The sequence below is a fragment of the Micromonospora chokoriensis genome (assembly GCF_900091505.1).
GTDB lineage: Bacteria > Actinomycetota > Actinomycetes > Mycobacteriales > Micromonosporaceae > Micromonospora > Micromonospora chokoriensis.
On sequence record NZ_LT607409.1, the window covers coordinates 5049843 to 5068551 of the forward strand.

18 protein-coding genes are annotated in these 18709 nt (G+C 72.4%); 11 read left to right on the forward strand and 7 right to left on the reverse strand.

The features are described from left to right. Positions 1-218 precede the first annotated feature (218 nt). The gene (locus tag GA0070612_RS23455; protein WP_231924306.1) at positions 219-887 is read left to right on the forward strand and encodes an AMIN-like domain-containing (lipo)protein; all 669 of its coding nucleotides are present in this window, start codon (positions 219-221) and stop codon (positions 885-887) included. A gap of 85 nt (positions 888-972) precedes the next feature. Here the strand turns inward: GA0070612_RS23455 and GA0070612_RS23460 are convergent, their stop codons facing one another. Continuing rightward, the gene (locus tag GA0070612_RS23460; protein ID WP_088989877.1) at positions 973-1410 is read right to left on the reverse strand and encodes a hypothetical protein; all 438 of its coding nucleotides are present in this window, start codon (positions 1408-1410) and stop codon (positions 973-975) included. Positions 1411-1684: 274 nt separating this feature from the next. On the opposite strand from GA0070612_RS23460, the gene GA0070612_RS23465 reads away from it, so the two are divergent. Continuing rightward, positions 1685-4813: a BTAD domain-containing putative transcriptional regulator gene (locus tag GA0070612_RS23465; RefSeq protein WP_157742576.1), complete on the forward strand. Its 3129-nt coding sequence runs from the start codon at positions 1685-1687 to the stop codon at positions 4811-4813. Between the two features lie 71 nt (positions 4814-4884). Here GA0070612_RS23465 and GA0070612_RS23470 read toward each other — a convergent pair whose 3' ends face one another. Continuing rightward, on the reverse strand, positions 4885-5781 hold the full coding sequence (locus GA0070612_RS23470) for a hypothetical protein (RefSeq protein ID WP_088989879.1): 897 nt from the start codon (positions 5779-5781) through the stop codon (positions 4885-4887). 190 nt (positions 5782-5971) lie between these two features. On the opposite strand from GA0070612_RS23470, the gene GA0070612_RS23475 reads away from it, so the two are divergent. Next, positions 5972-6472, forward strand: a complete 501-nt coding sequence (locus tag GA0070612_RS23475; RefSeq protein ID WP_088989880.1) for a hypothetical protein — start codon at positions 5972-5974, stop codon at positions 6470-6472. Between the two features lie 158 nt (positions 6473-6630). Here GA0070612_RS23475 and GA0070612_RS23480 read toward each other — a convergent pair whose 3' ends face one another. Next, positions 6631-6957 (reverse strand): L-rhamnose mutarotase, encoded by a 327-nt coding sequence (locus GA0070612_RS23480; protein WP_231924307.1) that lies wholly within the window; start codon positions 6955-6957, stop codon positions 6631-6633. 166 nt (positions 6958-7123) lie between these two features. Between GA0070612_RS23480 and GA0070612_RS23485 the strand changes: the two genes are divergently transcribed. From GA0070612_RS23485 to GA0070612_RS23515, 8 genes are all read left to right on the forward strand, one after another. Further along, complete coding sequence (locus GA0070612_RS23485) at positions 7124-7804, forward strand: response regulator transcription factor (protein WP_088989882.1); 681 nt, start codon at positions 7124-7126, stop codon at positions 7802-7804. Positions 7805-7818: 14 nt separating this feature from the next. Beyond that, positions 7819-9201 (forward strand): sensor histidine kinase, encoded by a 1383-nt coding sequence (locus GA0070612_RS23490; protein ID WP_088989883.1) that lies wholly within the window; start codon positions 7819-7821, stop codon positions 9199-9201. Then, positions 9198-10088: a Gmad2 immunoglobulin-like domain-containing protein gene (locus tag GA0070612_RS23495; RefSeq protein ID WP_167393666.1), complete on the forward strand. Its 891-nt coding sequence runs from the start codon at positions 9198-9200 to the stop codon at positions 10086-10088. Before GA0070612_RS23490 ends, GA0070612_RS23495 begins: the two co-directional genes overlap by 4 nt. Positions 10089-10460: 372 nt before the next feature. Then, a complete protein-coding gene (locus GA0070612_RS31595) occupies positions 10461-10643 on the forward strand; it encodes a hypothetical protein (RefSeq protein ID WP_157742577.1) in 183 nt (60 codons plus the stop codon). Then, entirely contained in the window at positions 10640-11986 is a 1347-nt protein-coding gene (locus GA0070612_RS23500; protein ID WP_088989884.1) for a glycosyltransferase, read from the forward strand. Before GA0070612_RS31595 ends, GA0070612_RS23500 begins: the two co-directional genes overlap by 4 nt. Before the next feature lie 130 nt (positions 11987-12116). Then, the gene (locus GA0070612_RS23505; RefSeq protein WP_145782695.1) at positions 12117-12746 is read left to right on the forward strand and encodes a TetR/AcrR family transcriptional regulator; all 630 of its coding nucleotides are present in this window, start codon (positions 12117-12119) and stop codon (positions 12744-12746) included. A 34-nt stretch (positions 12747-12780) separates the two neighbouring features. Further along, positions 12781-14274 (forward strand): MFS transporter, encoded by a 1494-nt coding sequence (locus GA0070612_RS23510; RefSeq protein WP_088989886.1) that lies wholly within the window; start codon positions 12781-12783, stop codon positions 14272-14274. Positions 14275-14383: 109 nt separating this feature from the next. After that, on the forward strand, positions 14384-15175 hold the full coding sequence (locus GA0070612_RS23515; RefSeq protein ID WP_088989887.1) for a maleylpyruvate isomerase family mycothiol-dependent enzyme: 792 nt from the start codon (positions 14384-14386) through the stop codon (positions 15173-15175). 41 nt (positions 15176-15216) lie between these two features. Here the strand turns inward: GA0070612_RS23515 and GA0070612_RS23520 are convergent, their stop codons facing one another. The 4 genes from GA0070612_RS23520 to GA0070612_RS23530 form a co-directional block, all read right to left on the reverse strand. Continuing rightward, on the reverse strand, positions 15217-16416 hold the full coding sequence (locus tag GA0070612_RS23520) for an RtcB family protein (protein ID WP_088989888.1): 1200 nt from the start codon (positions 16414-16416) through the stop codon (positions 15217-15219). A 114-nt stretch (positions 16417-16530) separates the two neighbouring features. Beyond that, positions 16531-16653, reverse strand: coding sequence for a hypothetical protein (locus GA0070612_RS32865; protein ID WP_269458270.1), 123 nt, complete (start codon positions 16651-16653; stop codon positions 16531-16533). Positions 16654-16766: 113 nt separating this feature from the next. Continuing rightward, positions 16767-17228 carry a hypothetical protein gene (locus GA0070612_RS23525; RefSeq protein WP_088989889.1) on the reverse strand — a complete coding sequence of 154 codons (462 nt, stop codon included), beginning with the start codon at positions 17226-17228 and terminating at the stop codon, positions 16767-16769. Between the two features lie 21 nt (positions 17229-17249). Beyond that, positions 17250-18557 (reverse strand): RICIN domain-containing protein, encoded by a 1308-nt coding sequence (locus tag GA0070612_RS23530; RefSeq protein WP_231924308.1) that lies wholly within the window; start codon positions 18555-18557, stop codon positions 17250-17252. Positions 18558-18709 lie beyond the last annotated feature (152 nt).

The window sequence follows — 18709 nt, forward strand, 5'->3', positions numbered from 1 at the left end:
GCGACCAACGGCCACCGGTCATTGAGATGTGTCGATGCTAGGCCGTGCGTGGTCGGCGACTGTCATAGCGGAAGCGTCATACCGGCGCGGGCGACGGCTGTTACCCAGCGGTTACCGCGCGGCGAAGCGCCCGTGCCGAGACGGGACGACGGTGGCGACAGAGGGCCACCGGCAGGGTCGCCGCGACGTGGCCCCGACGATCGAACGGAGGGACCACGATGAGGATCACCAGCGCACTGACCGCGGTGGCGGTCGTCCTCGCCGGACTGGTCGCCGGCGTGGGCAGCAGCAGCGCGGCGGGCAGCAGCGCGGCGGGCAGCAGCGCGGCGGGCAGCAGCGCGGCGGGCAGCAGCGCGGCGGGCAGCAGCGCGGCGGGCAGCAGCGCGGCGGGCAGCAGCGCGGCGGGCAGCAGCAGCGCGGCGGCCTACTGCGGAATCACCTGGGGCAGCGCGGAGAGGTCGGCCGGCGCGCTGAGCGACGCCCCGTTGACCGAGGTACGCACCGGCCGGCACGACTGCTACGACCGGGTCGTGTTCGAGTTCGCCGGGCCGGTCGACGGTTACGCCGTCGGTTACGGCGAGACCTGGACCGAGGGCGAGGGGTTGGCGTTGTCGCCGTACACCGCCGGGGGCGCCCTGCTGCGGGTATCGCTGCGGGCACCGGCGTACGACGACGCGCGCCAGGGGACCGTGCCCTACGCGGTCGGTGAGCACATCGCGAACCTGCTGCGCTACCCGACGGTGCGGGACATCGTCTTCGGCGGCAGCTTCGAGGGCTACAGCACCTTCGCGGTGGGCGTTCGGGCGCGGTTGCCGTTCCGCGTGCTCGTGCTCACCGGGCCGGGCACGCACAGCCGGATCGTGCTCGACGTCGCGCACCAGTGGTGACCTGCTGGCGCGGTGACGTTCGCGGGGAGCCGACGTGGTGGCGCTTCCCGCCGGTCCCGCCCGGCGGGAGCGCGGATCCCCGTTGTCACAGGTCGTCGGGCCACCAGTGCGGATCCAGGCTCTTGCCGTGGCCCTGCGGGCAGCGTCCGTAGCCGGTGCTGGACACGTTCCAGTGCCGGCGGCAGTACGGGGCGTCGCACCGACCGCAGAATCCGGCGTCGTCGTAGAAGCCCGCGGAGGTGACGGCGGCGTACCGGTACGGCGTGACGAAGGCGTCGGCGAGCCGTTGCGCCTCTGCCGGGTCCACTGGTCGGCCGAATCCGTTGCCCGCCACGATGCCGGAGAACAGCAGCCACCACTGCTGGTCGTCGTGACGCTCTCGGGCAGCGTGGTAGGCGTCGCGGTGCGCGGCAGACCAGCGCTGCCAGTCCGCCGGTCGGGCACCGGGCGCGACGAGTTCGACGCGTGCCCCCGGTCGCCCACACACCGCGCACAGTGGTTGCGCCACGAAGGCCTGGACCACACCTCATCAGCTCCTCCCTGCGTGGGCGCGGAGAGCCGGCACCGGTCGCCCACGACCCTGTAACACCCTGGCCAGCAGATACTCCGTCACGCGAGCGGCAACACGCCTGCGCGTCCCGGATCGGGTACGCGACCGACAAGGGTCTTGCCTCACCGGAGGCCGCCGGTGAACCTTAATCCACGGACACCGATCTGGCCGTCCGGCTTCGCGCGGCATGACCGGGAGGAATGCGGTGCACCCGTTACGGGCAGGTCGTCAGCGGGGAGTCTGCTGCGTGGTGGCCGCCGCCGGTTACGGCAAGACCACGGCGCTGCGCCGCTGGTTTCCCCTCACCGGTGCCCGCTGGTGCCGAGGGGACGACGGACCCGTACCCCACCTCGTCGCCGACGCCGTCGCGGCCGGCGACCGCGTGGTCGTGGTCGACGACCTGCCGCCGACCTCGGCGGAGCATCTGCACCTCCTGTTGCAGCAGGTCGGGCGGTGGGCGGACGATGTCACAGTCGTCCTCGCCTCGCGGTGGCCGATGCCGGTGCCCGCCGCCCGCCTGCTCGGCAGTGGTCTCTGGACCGAGCTGGGCCCCGCCGACCTGGCGCTCTCCCCGGACGAGGTCGGCGACCTGATCGCCGAGGAGTACGGCCTCTCCACTCCGGATCTCGCCGACCGGGTGTACGCGGCGACCGGCGGCTGGCCGGCGCTCGTCCACCTGTCCGCCGAGACCCTGCGACTGGGCGGAGTCCCGACCGGGCCGCTCGCCCCGGTCCTCAGCGAGCCCGGTGGGCCGATCGCGCGGTACGTCGCCGACGAGGTGCTCGCCGCGCTGCCGGCGGACGCGAGCCGGCTGCTGCGCCAGGTCGGTGCGCTGACGCCGGTGAGTGTGGGCCTGTGTCGCGCCCTCGGACACCGGGGTGCCGCGCGCATCCTCGACGGGCTGCGTCGCACCGGTCTGCTGACCCGGCCGGCCTGGGCGGCGGCCGGTCCGGGTGCACCGACGCCGGAGGAGCACCTCGTGCCGATCGTCGTCGAGACCGCCCGGCACGGGCACCGAGCTCCGACCGCCGACCGGGTCCGCACCACGGCCGTCGCCGCAGCAGCCTGGTACGACGAGCACGGACCGCCGGTCGCCGCCGCCCGCGAGTACCTGCGCGCCGGGGAGCACGCGGCGGGAGCCCGGGTGCTCGACGCGCACGGCGATCGGATGATCGCGGCGGGTCGCTCTGCCACGGTGATCGAGCTGGTCCGGGCGGTGCCGGAACGGCACCGCAGCCGGCGGTTGCGCCTTCTGCTCGGCGACGCGTTGCGCACCCTCGGGGACCTGGGCGCGGCCACCCGCGAGTACGACGTCGTCGCCGAGGAGGCCTGGGACGCCGGCCTGGCCTGGCGGATGGGTCGGATCCACTATCAGCGCGGTGACGCCCGCACGGCCCTGGCGATCCTCGGCCGGCCGCTCGCCCGGCCCGCCCCACCGGCCGATCGGGCGCTACTGCTCGCCTGGACCGCACACGCGCACCTGCTGGCCGGCGACACCGGGACCGCCATCGACGACGCACGGCAGGCGCTCGCTGCCGCGACCAGCGCCGGGCAGGACGACGTCCTGGCCACGGCCCACCTCAGCGTCGCCCTGTGCCTCAGTGTCGTCGGTGACAGCGCGGGCAGCGAGGAGCACTTCGCCCTGGCACTGCCGATCGCGGAACGCACCGGTGACGTCCTGCTGCTCACCCGGATCCACACCAACCGTACGCACCGGTTCCTGCGCACCGGCCGCTTTGCCGAGGCGCTGGCGACGGCCGAGCGATCGGCCCGGTATGCCGCGCTGGCCGGCGCGCCCAGTCTGCGCGCCATCGCCACCAGCAACGAGGCCGAAGCGTTGGCGATGCTCGGCCGCTACGACGAGGCGGTGCAGCGGTACCAGGCGGCGCTGACGTTCTACCAGCAGAAAGGCTCCCGCCGCTTCATCCACGCACTGCTCGGCCTCGGTGAGCTGTACCGCCGGCGGGGCTGGCGCGAGCAGGCGCGCGCCGCCTACGAGGAGACGATCCGGGTCACCGAGGAGACCGGCAACGCGCACGTCCTGGTGGCCGCGCTCGCCGGGCTGGCGCTGGTACGACTCGACGACGATGTGCCGGCGGCGGCGGCGCACGCCGACCGTGCTGCCCGGGGCGTCGCGGACGAGATCGTCGTGCCCGCACTGCTCGCACAGGGCTGGGTGGCGCTGCGGATGGCCGCGCCCGACCGGGCCACCACGTTCGCCGGCGAGGCGGCTCGGATCGCGCGCGCCCAGGGCGACCTGGCCGGGTTGGCCGACGCGCTCGAACTGCGGGCCGCCGCCGAGCAGGACCTCGGGCGCGCCCGTACGGCGCTGCGCGAGGCGTGCGCGATCTGGACTCGGGCCGGTGCGACGGTCGAGGCGGCCAGGCTGCTGGTCGTCCTCGGGCGGTTGCCCGGAGCAGACATCGACGATCGGCTGGCCGGCCTTCTCGCTGCCGAACAGGTCGCTCTCGCCGGCGCCCTGGTGGACCGGACGGCGAGCAGTTCCGACGGCGGGGCGCCCGGCACCGGGCCGATCTATCAGCGGGTGGTGATCCGGGCCCTCGGCCGGTTCGAGGTGCACCTCGACGGCCACCCGGTGCCCGCTTCGCAGTGGCAGTCCCGCAAGGCTCGTGACCTGGTACGAATCCTCGTCGCCCGCCGCGGCCGCCCGGTGCCACGCGGTGAGCTGTGCGAACTGCTCTGGCCGGACGACGACCCGGATCGCACCGGGCACCGGCTGTCGGTCCTGCTCTCGATCGTCCGCGGGGTGTTCGACCCGACGAAGACGTTCGCCCCGGACCACTTCCTCGTCGCCGATCACGCCTGCATCGCGCTCGACGTCAGCCGGTTGCGGGTGGACGTCGAGGAGTTCCTCGCGCACGTCGCGCACGCGCGTCGCCTGGTGGAACGGGGGGCGCCGGCGGAGGGGCGGACGGTGCTGCTGGCCGCCGACCGGCTGTACCGCGCCGACGCGTTCGAGGACGAGCCGTACGCCGACTGGTCCGGCCCGCTGCGCGAGGAGGCGCGGGCGGCGTACCTCGGCCTGCTGCGCATGCTGGCCCAGGTCAGCCGAGCCACGGCGGGCCCGCCGGCTGCGGTGCCGTATCTGTTGCGGCTGCTGGAACGAGATCCGTACGACCAGCCGGCGCACCGGGCGTTGGTGCGCACGCTGTCCGCCGGCGGCCAGCACGGCGAGGCACGCCGGGCCCTCGCCCGGTACCGCGAAGCGATGTTCGCCATCGGAGTGCACCCGCCGGACGAGATCATCCTCGCGCCCGGTCGTCCGGGTCGGCAGCAGCGGCAGGACGTCGATCACCGGGGCTCGCCGGCCGCCGCCAACGGCCGGAGGGATCCGGCCCCCGACCGTCGGCGTTGACGGCGGGGCCGCCGCCAGCGGCGGGAGACCACGCTCCCCGACCGGTTCGCCGGCGCGCGACCGCGGGCCGATCAGTGGAAGACGGCCAGCTCCATGCCGGACACGGTGAGCGAACCCGCGCCGTCCTCGGCAGCACCGACCCGCGCGGCGACCGCTCCCGGTAGCTGGCTCGCCCGGACGGCCTCGGCGCCCGCTCGGCGGAGGGTCGCACTGGGGAGAAGCGCGCTGAGGAAGAAGTGGCCCGCGCCCGTCACGCGGGCGCCGACCCCGTACACGTGGGCGTTCGGGCCGGCGTCGGCGGTGACGACCGTCTTCGGCCACGTGCCGTCGTGCCCGCTGGCGGCCTCGACGCGGACGCCGGGCGGCCCGGTCGGTTGCGTGGGCTCCTTGCAGACGCCGACGGCCGTGAGACTCGCCGGCACGGCGGTGCCGCCGGCGTGCACGCGCACCGTCCGCAGTCCGGAGCCGAAGGCGACCTCGTCGACGTACGTCTGGTCCACCGGTCCGTCGAGGCGGAAGCCGGTGCCGACCAACAGTGTGCCGCTCGGGCAGGTCACCTCCGCCGTCGACGCCGACCCGACGGTGGCCGTCGCCCGCACCGGTGGGCTCGTCGACGAGTCGCACGTGGCGTATGCCACCACCGACCATGCGCTCGCGTGCCCCGTCCGGGCTGTCGCGGTGACGGTCACCGACGTCAGCTCCGCGTCCGGCTCCATCGCGGTCAGCACCACACCGCCGTTTCCGTTCACGATCCGAGCGCCCGCCGCGAAGACCGAGCGGGCCCCCGGACAGGTCGCGGTGGCGACCTTGGTCACGCTGCCGTCGCTGTCGCTGGCCTCCTCGACCCGTACCGGTGCGAGCCCTCCCGCCTGGGCGGGCCGGTCCGGTGCGGCAGCCCCCGCTGTCGTACCCAGCGCGACGGCGACGAGGCCCGCCGCCGTCCGTCGTGCGATGTCCACCGTGCGCATGTCGCTCCCTCGTTCTCGCCGGTCCACTCTGGCCGGGCAGCACCATGCTCCGGGCGAACCTCACGGTGGCGTCATGGTGTGCCCGCGCCGGCTCGCCACCCGGAGCGGATCGTGACGTGGCCCTGAGGCCCCTGCCGAGACTCGATGTCGGACGCCGCGCGATGGCCGCGGCGCGATCGAGGAGGAAGACATGCGGATCAGCAGAACGGCGACCCGACTTCTGGCGGTGCCCCTGGTGGTGTGCGCACTCGGGCTGGTCGGGGCGAGCCCGGCGCAGGCTGCGGTGCAGCGGACCGACCGGTTCTCCATCACCGAGCGGCACTTCGACTTCGGCGACGGCGACCTGGGCAACATTTCCGGGGACCCCAAGGCCGACGGCCGGCTGGAGTGGGATCTCGTCAACGGCACCTGGGAGCCTCGGCTGCTCGGGCGCGTCTACATCAACAACGCGTCCGGCGAGTGCGTCCGGGTCCAGATGGTCGTCACCTACCAGAACGGGGTGGTGGTGACCTACACCGACAACGCGTCGGACTTCTGCGCCCCGAACGGGAAGACCTGGTACCACGAGGTCGACTTCACCCCGGTCAGCTCGGCCTACGTCGCGAACGTCGTCGTCAGGTTGCAGAGCGCACCGGCGGGCGGCTGGTCCTTCACGACCGAGGGAGCGTCGGCGCCGTACTTCACGCCGTAGCTGGCTGCCCTGAACGTATCCAGTCTGCCCCACCCCGCCCCACCTCGTCGATCATGGAGTTGTGGGGGCGACATAGCCCTCAGGAGTGCCCACAACGGGCACCACAACTCCATGATCGACGCAGCGGGGGTGACGGTCGAGGCGCGGGGCGGGCGGGGTCAGGACCGGCCGGGTGCCTCGTCGGTCAGGTGCCAGACCTCGCGCATCGGCGCCCACCAGTCCCCCGAGCCGGGCTCGGCGATCGACTCCTGACACGGGTCGGTCAGCTTCCACCACTCCTGCGTCTGCGGGTCGGCGGCGATGAACCGCAGGTCGGCCTCGTAGTCGTCACCGACGTACTCGTAGTAGCCGAAGAGCAGGTCGCCGTGGAGGAAGATCGTGTAGTTGCGGAAGTTGGCCTCGCGCAGCGTCTGCTCGACGCTCGGCCAGACCTCGGCGTGCAGCCGCAGGTAGGTTTCCCGCTGGTCCGGGCGGAGTCGGATCACGCAGCCATGACGTTGCACGTCGTGCCCTTTCGTGTGAGCTGATCGAGGGGTGCCGAAATCATCTGACCGTAGCGGTTGGACGGTGCTTCGCAGAGGGGCTGCCTGGTCTCTGGGACCAACCGTTTCGGCAGGCTGCGCAGCGTGGCGACGGGTCTACCCTCAGGTGATGGAGGGCCGCGTGCTGGTGGTCGAGGACGACGCCTCCATCCGGGAGGTCACCGTCCTCGGGCTGCGCCGCGCCGGCTTCCGGGTCGAGGGCGCCGTCGACGGACGACACGCCCTGGCGGCCTGGCGGGCCCGTCCCGTCGACCTGATCGTGCTCGACATCATGCTGCCCGTTCTGGACGGCCTGGAGGTCTGCCGGGAGATCCGGCGGACCAGTCAGGTGCCGATCCTCATGCTGACCGCGCGCACCGACACCATCGACGTGGTGGTCGGGTTGGAGTGCGGCGCCGACGACTACCTCCGTAAGCCCTTCGACCTGCCCGAACTGGTGGCCCGGGTCCGGTCGGTGCTACGTCGGGTGAGCGCGCCGGTCCCGTCGACGCTCATCGAGGTCGGCGACCTGGAGATCGACCCCGGTGGCTTCGTGGTCCGCCGGCGCGGCCGGGAGGTGCCGCTGACCACCACCGAGTTCCGCCTGTTGCTGGAGCTGGCCCGTCGACCCGGCCAGGTCTTCACCCGGGATCTGCTGCTGCACCTGGTCTGGAACCACGACTTCCTGGGCGACTCCCGGCTCGTCGACGTGGCAGTGCAACGGCTACGCGCCAAGGTCGAGCAGGACCCGGCCCGGCCACGGCTGATCCAGACCGTGCGCGGCGCCGGCTACAAGTTGTCGACGGGCTGACGGGAGGGACGGCGATGGCCGGACGCGCGGTGCCCCCGGGCCGCCTGCGACGCCGGCTGACCGTCGCGTTCATCCTGGTCGCTGGGGTCTCGGCCGGGCTGCTCGCCGGCGGGACCGGGCTGTTGCTGCGGCAGTCCTGGTGGGACGCGTCGCTGCGGGAGGCCGCCGCCGACGCCCGCTACCAACTCGTCCTGGCCGGGCAGTTCCTCCCCCTGACCGACCAGCGCAGCGCCGACCTGCTCACCAGCTTCGAGGCCAGCGGCCGGCACGTCGTGCTCGTCGACGGCCCGGCCCGCGCCTCGCACCCCGCGTACGCCCCGGAGCTGGGCACCGGGTTGCGGGCCGCGGTCGCGGGCGGGCAGCTCGGCTACCAGCGCTCCGCCCCGGCGGTGCGCCCCCGGCTGCTCGTCGTCGGTGGGCGCATCCCGGGCTCGACCGCCGAGTTGTACGTCCTCACCGTGGAGGACGACGTCGCCACCGACCTGGGTCAACTGCGTACCGCCCTGGTGGCGGGCTGGGTGCTCGTGGTGCTGCTCGCCGCCGGGATCGGTCACACGTTGGCGCGGCGCACGTTGGAGCCGGTGGGCCGGGCCAGCCGGGCGGCCCGAGCGCTCACCGAGGGCCTGCTCGCCACCCGCCTGCCGGTACGCGGGCGCGACGAGTTCAGCGTCTGGGCGGCGACGTTCAACGAGATGGCCGAGGCGCTGGAGTCGAAGATCGGGGCACTGTCGGCCGCGCAGGCCCGCGAGCGGCGGTTCACCGCCGACGTCGCGCACGAGCTGCGTACCCCGGTGACCTCGTTGGTGGCCGCGGCGTCGCTGCTGCGTGAGCACCTCGACCGGTTGCCCGACGACGCCCGGCCAGCCGCGCGGCTGTTGGTCGACGACGTGGTCCGGCTTCGCCGGCTGGTCGAGGACCTGATGGAGATCTCCCGACTGGACGCCGGCCGGGAGCAGCTGGAGGTCGGGCCGGTCGACGTGTCGGCGCTGCTGCACGGGATCGTCGCCGCGCGCGGCTGGTCGGACCGGGTGCTGGTCGGCGGGGAGGCCGGCACACTGCGCACCGACCGGCGTCGGCTGGAACGGGTGCTGGCCAACCTGGTCGCCAACGCCGTCGAGCACGGCGGCGGGGAGATCCGGGCCATCGCCGTCCGGGCGGGCCCGCTGGTCGTCTTCGAGGTCACCGACCAGGGGCCGGGCATCCCGGCGGAGCACCTGTCCCTGGTGTTCGACCGTTTCCACCAGGTCGACAGGTCCCGCTCGGCGCCGGGCAGCGGGCTCGGGTTGGCCATCGCGCGGGAGCACGCCGCGCTGCTCGGTGGGGTGTTGACCGTCCGCAGTGGGCCTGGGTCCGGTGCCTGTTTCCGGCTGGAGCTGCCGGCGGACGGTGCGACGTGAACCGGCGCGGTGTCGCCGGGGCGACGCTCGTCGCCGTACTGCTCGTCGGCGGGTGTGGCAGCCCGCGCTCGGGAGCGCTCGGCCCGGCGCCCACGGCAGCGCCGTCCGGCACCGCCCCGGTGGTCGTCACGCCGTCCGGCGCCTCCGAGCGCCCCGAGCCGATCCCACCGACGGCGACACCGAGGTCGTCCTCGACCAGCCCGTCGTCGCCGACGAGCGGTCCCGCCGGGGGCACCGTGACAGTGGAGTTGTGGTTCGTCCGCGCCGGGCAGCTCGTGCCGACCAGGCGGTCCCGGCCAGCCACCGTGGCCACGTCCCGGCTGGCGCTGACCGAGCTGGCCCGGGGTCCGACACCGGCCGAGGCCGCCGGCGGGCTGCGCACCCTCGTCCCGGCCGACGTCGAGGTCACCCGGATCACCGACGGCACGGCGATCCTGCGCGCCCCGTCCGGTGACAGTGCGACGCGGCGACTCCGCGAGGCCCAGGTGGTGTGGACACTCACCCAGTTCCCCACCGTGCGCCGGGTCCGCCTGAACGGGGCGGCCCCGGTCGAGCGGGCGGACTACGCGGAGCTGCTGCCGCCGATCGTGGTCACCGGGCCGACCGCCGGCGAACGCGTCACCACGCCACTCGTCGTCACCGGGACCGCCGACGTGTTCGAGGCCACGGTGAGCGTCCGGGTGTTGGACTCCGCCGGCCGGGAGGTGGCCACCGGCTTCGGCACGGCCAGCTGCGGCGGCGGCTGTCGGGGCGGCTACCGGGTGCTGGTCGGCTGGCGCACGACCCGGGAGCAGAAGGGCACGATCGAGGTGTACGAGGTGTCCGCGCACGACGGCTCACGGATCAACACGACGAGTGTGCCGGTGCTCCTCGCACCGGGCGGTTGACCGCCCTCACCGAGACGGGTGTTAACCCGATGCGTCATCCGTTTATCGACAACGACGTGCGGTGCTGACGTCTACCCGACAGCACCCGGTCCTCGTGCCCACCGCCTGGGCTGAGCCGACCGCGCCGCGAAACCGCAGGTCACGGCTGCGGGAACGGCTCCGACACGCCGGTAGCGGGTGGGCGCGTCGGGCCGGGTCAGACGGGCGTTCACCCGACGTCCGAGATTGACCGGGACAGTTCTGTTTGCGAACGTGAGCGCGCCGTTGCACACAGTCACATTCGCTGTTCAGCGTCGTGATGGCCGGGCAGTTCCACCGTCGTACCGGTCACCGCGACAGTGTTCGTCATCCCTCACAGAGCGGAGATCCATCATGTCCGGTGGCAGCCTTCCCCGTACCGGTATGGGCGTTGTCACGATCGGCGGCGCGGCCGGTATCGGCAGCTACGCCCTCCCCCTGCCGCTGACCATCGCGATCACCGGGGCGACCGCCGTCGTCGTCGGTTTCCTGATGATCCGGATGACGTTCCGGCGTAAGCAGTCGGTCGGCCAGTGACCGCGAGCGTCACCAGGGGTCGTGTCCTGTTCGCCGCGGCGGTCGTCCTGGCCGCCGCGGCGGCGTGGACCGCCCGTCACGTCCTCGCCGTGATCGGCGCCCTCGACGGAGGCGGCCACCGCTTCACCTTCGCGTACGCCGCCATGTTCCTGCTGCTGATCTGGCAGCTCGGCTCCTCCTACCTGGAGAAGCCGGCCGTGGTCACCGACCGGATGCAGGGGCACCTCGACGCTCTGCACGTGGTGGGCATCGTGCCGGCGTACAACGAGGATCCGGCCGCGCTGCGCGCCTGCCTCGAATCCATGATCTTCCAGACCCGCAGACCGGACACCATCTACGTGGTGGACGACGGGTCGAAGCTGACCGAGGGGTACCAGCCGATCAAGCGGTGGTTCCTCGACGTCGCTCCCGTGCACGGCATCATCGCCGCCTGGCACATCCAGCCCAATGCCGGGAAACGGCACGCCCAGGCCGCCGCCGTGCGGTCGACCCCGGCAGCCGACGTCTACTGGACGGTGGACTCGGACACCATCTCGGACCCGAACGCCCTCCGGGAGTTGTTGAAGCCCTTCGCCGATCCGGCGGTGCAGTCCGTCGCGGGGGTGGTGATGGCAGCGAACGTCCGCAGCAGCTTCCTCACCCGGTTCACCGACCTGTGGCTGGTGACCGGGCAGCTCACCGACAGGTCGTCGCTGTCGGTGTTCGGGTGCGTGTGGGTGAACTCGGGCCCGATCGCCGCCTACCGGGCGGAGGTCGTTCGCGACAACCTCGGGGCGTACCTGACGGAGACGTTCTTCGGCCGGCGGGTGCCCTTCTCCGACGACTCCCTGCTCACCCTCTTCGCGATGGTGCGGGGTCGTACCGTGCAGCAGCCGTCGGCGTTCGCGTTCTCCCTCATGCCGGAGAACGCCGGGCACTTCTGCCGGATGTTCCTCCGCTGGATGCGCGGCAGCTTCATCAGAACCTGGTGGCGGGTCCGGTACCTGTCGTTGCTCTCCATCGCGTGGTGGCTGCACCTGCTGCGCTGGGCGGCGACGGTGGTGGCGACCGTGCTGTTCGTGGCGGTGGCGATCCTGTCGCCGATCATCGACCCCGACCCGCGGGCGATTCCGTGGCTGGTGGCCGTGCCGTTGATCGTCGGGTACGGGCAGGCGCTGCGCTACATGACGGTCCGGCGCTCGGACCAGTCGACGGCCTACCAGTGGGGCACCTGGCTCCTCACGCCGGTCGCGGTGGTGTTCGCCCTGGTCGTGCTCAGGGCGATCCGCTGGTACGGCATCGCCACCTGCTGGCGCACCGGCTGGGGCACCCGCACGAAGGTGGAAGTGGCGCTCAGCTCCTGACCGCTCCACCGGTGCCGGCGAAACGTGGTCGTTTCGCCGGGCCGGTGCGATGCACCTCACGAAAGCCTGCACCTCCGGGCGACCGCGAACTAGTGTCAGTACGACATCGTTTCGCGGGGGGTCTACGGGGATGCTGGGTGGTCAGCAGGTGGGCACGAGCGCCGGGGTACCGGCGGCTCGTGTTCCGCGTTGCACCGACACCGACCTGTTCGCCGTGGTCATCGCCCTGCTGCGCGAGGTCGGCTACGACCGGCTGACGATCGACGCCGTCGCCGCTCGCGCCCACGTCAGCAAGGCCACCATCTACCGCCGCTGGGACGGCAAGGCCGAACTGGTCGTCGCCGCCCTGCGCGACCGGCAGGTAGGTGTGCACAACCCGCCCGACACCGGCTCGCTGCGCGGCGACCTGATCGAGCTGCTGCGGGCCACCGTCGCGATCTGCGCGGCCGACTGCGACCTCATGCAGGCGTTGACCTTCGCCATGCGGACCAACCCCGAGCTGGAACGTCTGGTGCGCCACCAGGTGCTACCGGCCGGGCGGGTGGCCAGCACCGCCATCCTGGTCCGCGCCGCCGCCCGGGGGGAGATCCCGCCGGAGGCCGGCGAACGGGAGTTGTTCCACGATCTGGCGCCCGCGCTCACCATGTCCCGCATCGTCGCGCACGGCCTACCCGCCGACGACGCGTTCCTCACCCAGGTCGTCGACCAGGTGCTGATCCCGGTACTCCGCTACCAGCACGACCGCCCGTCCCAGGCCTGACTCACCGACATCTCGTAACACGGAAGGCTTCACCATGTCCGGAACCACCTCGACCGCCCCCGGCGCGCCCGGCGCCGGGACGTCGACAGGCGCGCCGCACCCGCGGCGCTGGATCGCGTTGGCGGTCATCGCGGTCTCGCAGCTGATGGTCGTCCTGGACGCCACCATCGTGAACATCGCGCTGCCGAAGGCCCAGGCCGACCTGGGCATCAGCGACGCGAACCGGCAGTGGGTCGTCACCGCCTACACGCTGGCGTTCGGCGGTCTGCTGCTGCTCGGCGGCCGGATCGCCGACTACTGGGGGCGCAAGCGCACCTTCCTGGTCGGTATGACCGGTTTCGCGCTCGCCTCTGCGCTGGGCGGCCTCGCCACCACGGGCGGCATGCTCTTCGCGGCCCGCGCACTGCAGGGCGCGTTCGGCGCACTGCTCGCCCCGGCCGCGCTGGCACTGCTCACCGTCCTCTTCACCGAGGCCACCGAGCGGGCCAAGGCCTTCGCGGTGTACGGCGCGATCGCCGGCGGTGGGTCGGCGGTCGGTCTGCTGCTCGGCGGGGTGCTCACCGAGTACGCCGACTGGCGCTGGTGCCTGCTGGTCAACATCCCGGTCGCCGCCATCGCCATCGCCTTCGCGATCCCGCTGGTGCCGGAGAGCCGGGCGCACGGCAACACCCGCTACGACGTACCCGGCGCGATCGTGGTCACCGCCGGCCTGGTCTCCCTGGTCTACGGCTTCACCAAGGCCGCCGAGGACGGCTGGGACGCCACCGCGACGCTCGCCTTCATCGCCGCGGGCGTGGCGCTGCTCGCCGCCTTCGTGGTCATCGAGATGCGCTCCAGCCACCCGCTGCTGCCGCTGCGCATCATCCTGGACCGCAACCGGGGCGGGGCGTTCCTCACCTCGACGCTGATCGGCGCCGGCCTGTTCGGGGCGTTCCTCTTCCTGACCTTCTACTTCCAGGTGGTGCTGCAGTACAAGCCCCTGGAGGCCGGTCTGGCGTCGCTGCCGGTCACCGCCGGTGTGCTGATCGCCGCCGGTGGCGCGAGCCAGCTGATGCCCCGACTGGGTGCCAAGCCCCTGATGGTCGCCGGCTCGGCGCTCGCCGCCGTGGGCATGCTGGTGCTGACCCAGATCGACGTGGACACGTCGTTCCTCACCCACCTGCTGCCCGCCCAGGTCATCCTGGGTCTGGGGCTGGGCTTCACCTTCGTCCCGCTGTCCAGCCTGGCCCTGGTCGGGGTGCCGGAGCACGACGCCGGCGCGGCCAGCGCGACGCTCAACGCCACCCAGCAGATCGGTGGTTCGCTGGGTACCGCGCTGCTGAACACCCTCTACACCAGCGCGGTCGCCACCTACCTCGTCGGTCGGGCACCGAGCCCGGTCAACCAGGTCGAGGCGCTGGTGCAGGGCTACAGCGTGGCGTTCGCCTGGGGCGCGGTGCTGATCGTGCTCGCCGGTCTGGCCACGGTGTTCCTGGTGAAGGTGCGCAAGGAGGACATCCCGACCGGCACCGCTGTGCACATGGGCTGAGCAGACCGACGCGGCCGCCGGCCGGTCCGCCCCGACCTGGGGTCGGACCGGCCGGTGGCCGCTTCCGGTATCGTCCCGACCATCGTCGAACGTCCGTTTGAGGAGATCCATGTCCACCCCAGCCGACCAGGTCATCACCGCTCTGCGCGCGGGCCACGAGGAGCTCGCCGCGCTCGTACGCGACCTCAAGGAAGACGACCTGCTCCGCCCCTCGGGGGCCAGCGAGTGGCAGGTTTCCCAGGTGCTGAGCCACCTGGGCAGCGGCGCCGAGATCAACCTGGCGGCGCTGGACGCCGCCCGCACCGGCGCGCCCGCCCCGGACGGCGACTTCAACCGTGGCGTCTGGGCCCGCTGGGACGCGATGTCCCCGGCCGAGCACGCCGCCGGGTTCCTCGCCGCCAACGAGCGGCTGGTCGAGGCGTACGAGGCGTTGGACGCCCAGACGCGCGCCTCGCTGCGGATCGACCTCGGCTTCCTCCCGGAGCCGGTCGACGTGGCCACCGCGGGCCGTTTCCGGCTCAGCGAGTTCGCGCTGCACCAGTGGGACGCCGAGGTGGCGTTCAACAGGTTCGCCGCGGTGACGCCGGGCGCGGTGGCGCTGCTGCTCGACCAGGTCGGCGGGATGCTCGCCTGGACCAGCCGACCGCAGGAGCTGGCCGGTCGGGAGGCCACACTGCTGCTGCGCCTGCACGCGCCGGAGCGCACGTACGGGCTGCGGCTCGGCGAGACGGTCGAGATCGTCGACGCGCCGGAGCAGCCCGACGGCGAGCTGGTTGCGCCCGCCGAGGCGTGGTTGCGGCTGGCGGTCGGCCGGCTCGGTGCCGCGTACACCCCGGACGGGGTGCGGGTGACCGGCCCGGTGACCCTGGACGACCTGCGCCGGGTCTTCGCCGGTTTCTGAGCGGGTGCCGCGCGGGCCGGTGACCCGGCCCGCGCGACCCCTCAACCCTTCACGCAGACCACCTGCTTGAGGTGGGCGACCACCTCGACCAGGTCCTCCTGCTGAGCCATCACCTCGGTGATGTCCTTGTACGCGCCGGGGATCTCGTCGACCACCCCGGCGTCCTTGCGGCACTCCACCCCGGCGGTCTGCGCGGCCAGGTCGTCGGTGCTGAACGTGCGCTTGGCCTGCGCCCGCGACATCCGCCGCCCGGCCCCGTGCGAGGCCGAGCAGTACGCGTCCGGGTTGCCCCGGCCCCGCACGATGTACGACCCGGTGCCCATCGACCCGGGGATGATGCCCAGGTCACCCCGGCCGGCCCGGATCGCGCCCTTGCGGGTGACCAGCACGTCCACCCCGTCGTAGCTCTCCTCGGAGACGTAGTTGTGGTGGCAGCTGATCGGCTCGTCGTAGGAGACCTGCGGGAAGTGCTCGCGCACCACGCCGCAGAGCAGGGCCAGCATGACGGCCCGGTTGCGCCGCGCGTACTCCTGCGCCCACCACAGGTCCCGCCGGTACGCGTCCATCTCCGGCGTGCCGGCGAGGAACACCGCGAGGTCCCGGTCGGGCAGGTCGGCGTTGTGCGGCAGCCCCCGGGCCACGGCCATGTGCCGCTCGGCCAGTTCCTTGCCGATGTTGCGGGACCCGGAGTGCAGCATCAGCCAGACGCGACCCTCGTCGGCCCCGCCCTGCTCCAGGCAGACCTCGATGAAGTGGTTGCCGCCACCGAGGGTGCCGAGCTGCCGCCGCGCCCGCGTCTCCAGCTGCGCCACCCGCCGGTCCAGGCCGGCGAACCGGCCCCAGAAGTCGTCCCAGCCGGCCTGCTCCAGACCACGGACCCGACGCGTGTCGACCTGGTCCTGCCGCTGGGCGAAGCCGACCGGAATGGTGGCCTCGATCGCCGAGCGCAGCCCGCCGAGGTCGTCCGGGAGGTCGGCGGCGGTCAGCGAGGTGCGTACCGCCGACATCCCGCAGCCGATGTCGACGCCGACGGCGGCCGGCGAGACGGCCTGCCGCATCGCGATGACCGAGCCGACCGTCGCGCCCTTGCCGAAGTGCACGTCGGGCATGACAGCGACACCCTGCACCCAGGGCAGCGCGCCGATGTTGCGCAGCTGCTTGGCGGCCTGCGCCTCGATGGCGTACGGGTCGGTCCAGACCCGGACCGGAGCCCGGGTGCCGGCGAGAGGGGTGAATCCCATCGTGGGTTCCTTCTGTCGAGTGGTGACCGAAAATGGTCAGGCGCGGTGCGTGGATACGAAGAGGCCGCCCGATCCCGGTGGGATGGGCGGCCGGCGGACGCGTCAGCGTCGGCGTCAGTCGCGCCACCCCGGCATGCCCCGCAACGGGCAGTAGGCACGGGTTGTGGCGGTGTCGCAGGCGGGGGTGCCGGCGGGGAGCAGCCGCCGCAGGGCATCGGTGCGGACGCGTCGCGACATGGCGTACTCCCTTCGGGGTCGATCGGTGTGATCGTGCACCGCTGACAGTAGGAGGGCGGCGGCGGGTCCGCAATGGATATCGCCGCCGCCCCGGGTGTGGTCGGTGGGTTGGCTCAGGTGTCGTAGCAACCGTCCCAGGGTGGGTCGAACCCGAGGTCGTCGGGGAGGAACTCGGCGTGGTCCGCGCCGTCGTACTCGTGGGACCAGTCGACCAGCCCGAAGACGTGCCCGTCGACCTCGACCTGGAACAGCCGGATGGCGATGTCGGCGAAGTGCCGGCCGGGCAGCGCGTCCAGCCACTCGTGGAGGCGGGCCTCGGCCCGGTCGATGGAGGCGTCCTCGGTCTCGCTGGTGCCGGCGCACCAGATGTCCGAGTCGGTGTGCGTGCCGTCGGCGTCGAACCGGTGCAGCACCGCGTACCAGCGCTTGTGGCGGTACCAGTCGTCTTCGGCTCCGGCACCGTCCTCGAGGGTGGCGGTGACGGAGCCGAAGAACTGACCTTTGTCGTAGTGGCCGATGGTGCTGGTGCGGTAGTCGGGCTCGTGCGCGATCGGCACCAGGTCGGGAATCGCCATGGCCGCGAGGCTACAGCGGAGTTATGACACGGCCACCAGACGGAACGACTGCGCGGCGGTGCCGTTGCAGGTGTACTGGATGAGCTGGACGCTGTCCGCGGTGGACGCTCCCGGCACGTCCAGGCACTTGCCGCTGCTGCGGTTGACCAGGCGGTAGTAGCCGTTGCCCTCGGCCTCGGCCCGCCACTGCTGGTTGTTGCCGCCGCTGTAGGACCAGAGCTGGATCGGCGCCGAGTCGGCCGTCGACCGGTCGGTCACGTCGAGCACCTGGGCGCTGTTGTTGCGATTGTTGACCCGCAGGAAGCCGCCGCTGGTCGGCACGAACTGGTACTGCTGGGCGGCGCTGCTGTTGCAGGCGTACTGCTGGACGGCGGTGCCGTTCGCGCTGGCGGCGGCCCGGGCGTCCACGCACTTGCCGTTGCCCCGGTTGACGACGGTGTGCCAGGCGGTCGGCGAGATGCCGTCGGACGGCGGGGGCGTCGTCGGGGGCGTGCTGCTGACGCCGGCGAGCCAGTGCAGGCCGTCGATCAGCAGTTGGTTCTGCTGTGGGCTGTCGAAGGTGGACGACAGCCCCGTCTTGGTGCTGTAGTTCATCGCGTTGTGGCCGAAGTTCGCGTACAGCATCTTGTACTGCCGGTTGCTCCACACGAGCGGGTAGTAGCCGCCGTACCAGGACTGGTTGGGGTCGGTGCCGACCGGGAAGCTGGACGGGTCGACCGACGCGAGGATGTCGATGTTGGGGTTCTGCCGCAGGTCGTTGCTCCAGGAGTACCACTCGCTGATTGACGAGGGGAACGTCGCCGGCAGGTTGCGGGTCGCGGCGTGGGTGCGGTTGTCGGCCCGCATCGTGACCCGGGTCGGCCCCCAGGTGTTCGTCTGGAACGAGCCGGTGCCGAGGAAGGTGTTGTAGTACCAGCTCCAGCTCGACGGGTTGGTCGTGAACGCGCTGACGTGGAAGCCCAGCCAGCCCCCGCCGTTCTGCACGTACTGCTGGAACGCGGCCCGCTGTGCGGCGGGCGGCGCGTCGTCCAGGAACATGATGACCTTGTACTGGGCCAGGTTCGCCGTGTTCAGCAGGCCCCAGTTGTTGGTGGCCTCCCAGGAGAAGCCGTGCTGGGCGGCGGCCTGCGGGAACCAGGCCCGGGCGTCCTTGACGAAGTCGATGTGCGCGTCGTCCCAGGTGCCGTTGTAGAAGGCCAGCACCTTGAACGTCGGCGCGGCCTGCGCGTTGCGCGTCGCGCCGACCGCGACGCCGGCGGTCAGCGCGACGACCAGGGCGACGAGCAACGACAGGAGTCGTCTGGTACGGGTGGAGAGGTCTGCGATCACCTGATCGTCCCTTCGGTGGGGACGCGCGCCGCCGCGTCGAGGTACATCTGTTCACATTGTTAACAGATAGACGAAAGGTTATTCCTCCGACCTGAACACGTCAATCACCGATCACCCGAACGGGTGGGATTCCTGCGGCAGCGGGTACCCCG

Bases quoted from the DNA above. Each gene is read 5' to 3' on its own strand.
- GA0070612_RS23455 (WP_231924306.1), top strand. From the start codon at position 219: ATGAGGATCACCAGCGCACTGACCGCGGTGGCGGTCGTCCTCGCCGGA.
- GA0070612_RS23470 (WP_088989879.1), bottom strand. From the start codon at position 5,781: ATGCGCACGGTGGACATCGCACGACGGACGGCGGCGGGCCTCGTCGCC.
- GA0070612_RS23475 (WP_088989880.1), top strand. From the start codon at position 5,972: ATGCGGATCAGCAGAACGGCGACCCGACTTCTGGCGGTGCCCCTGGTG.
- GA0070612_RS23485 (WP_088989882.1), top strand. From the start codon at position 7,124: ATGGAGGGCCGCGTGCTGGTGGTCGAGGACGACGCCTCCATCCGGGAG.
- GA0070612_RS23490 (WP_088989883.1), top strand. From the start codon at position 7,819: ATGGCCGGACGCGCGGTGCCCCCGGGCCGCCTGCGACGCCGGCTGACC.
- GA0070612_RS31595 (WP_157742577.1), top strand. From the start codon at position 10,461: ATGTCCGGTGGCAGCCTTCCCCGTACCGGTATGGGCGTTGTCACGATC.
- GA0070612_RS23505 (WP_145782695.1), top strand. From the start codon at position 12,117: ATGCTGGGTGGTCAGCAGGTGGGCACGAGCGCCGGGGTACCGGCGGCT.
- GA0070612_RS23510 (WP_088989886.1), top strand. From the start codon at position 12,781: ATGTCCGGAACCACCTCGACCGCCCCCGGCGCGCCCGGCGCCGGGACG.
- GA0070612_RS23515 (WP_088989887.1), top strand. From the start codon at position 14,384: ATGTCCACCCCAGCCGACCAGGTCATCACCGCTCTGCGCGCGGGCCAC.
- GA0070612_RS23520 (WP_088989888.1), bottom strand. From the start codon at position 16,416: ATGGGATTCACCCCTCTCGCCGGCACCCGGGCTCCGGTCCGGGTCTGG.
- GA0070612_RS32865 (WP_269458270.1), bottom strand. From the start codon at position 16,653: ATGTCGCGACGCGTCCGCACCGATGCCCTGCGGCGGCTGCTCCCCGCC.
- GA0070612_RS23525 (WP_088989889.1), bottom strand. From the start codon at position 17,228: ATGGCGATTCCCGACCTGGTGCCGATCGCGCACGAGCCCGACTACCGC.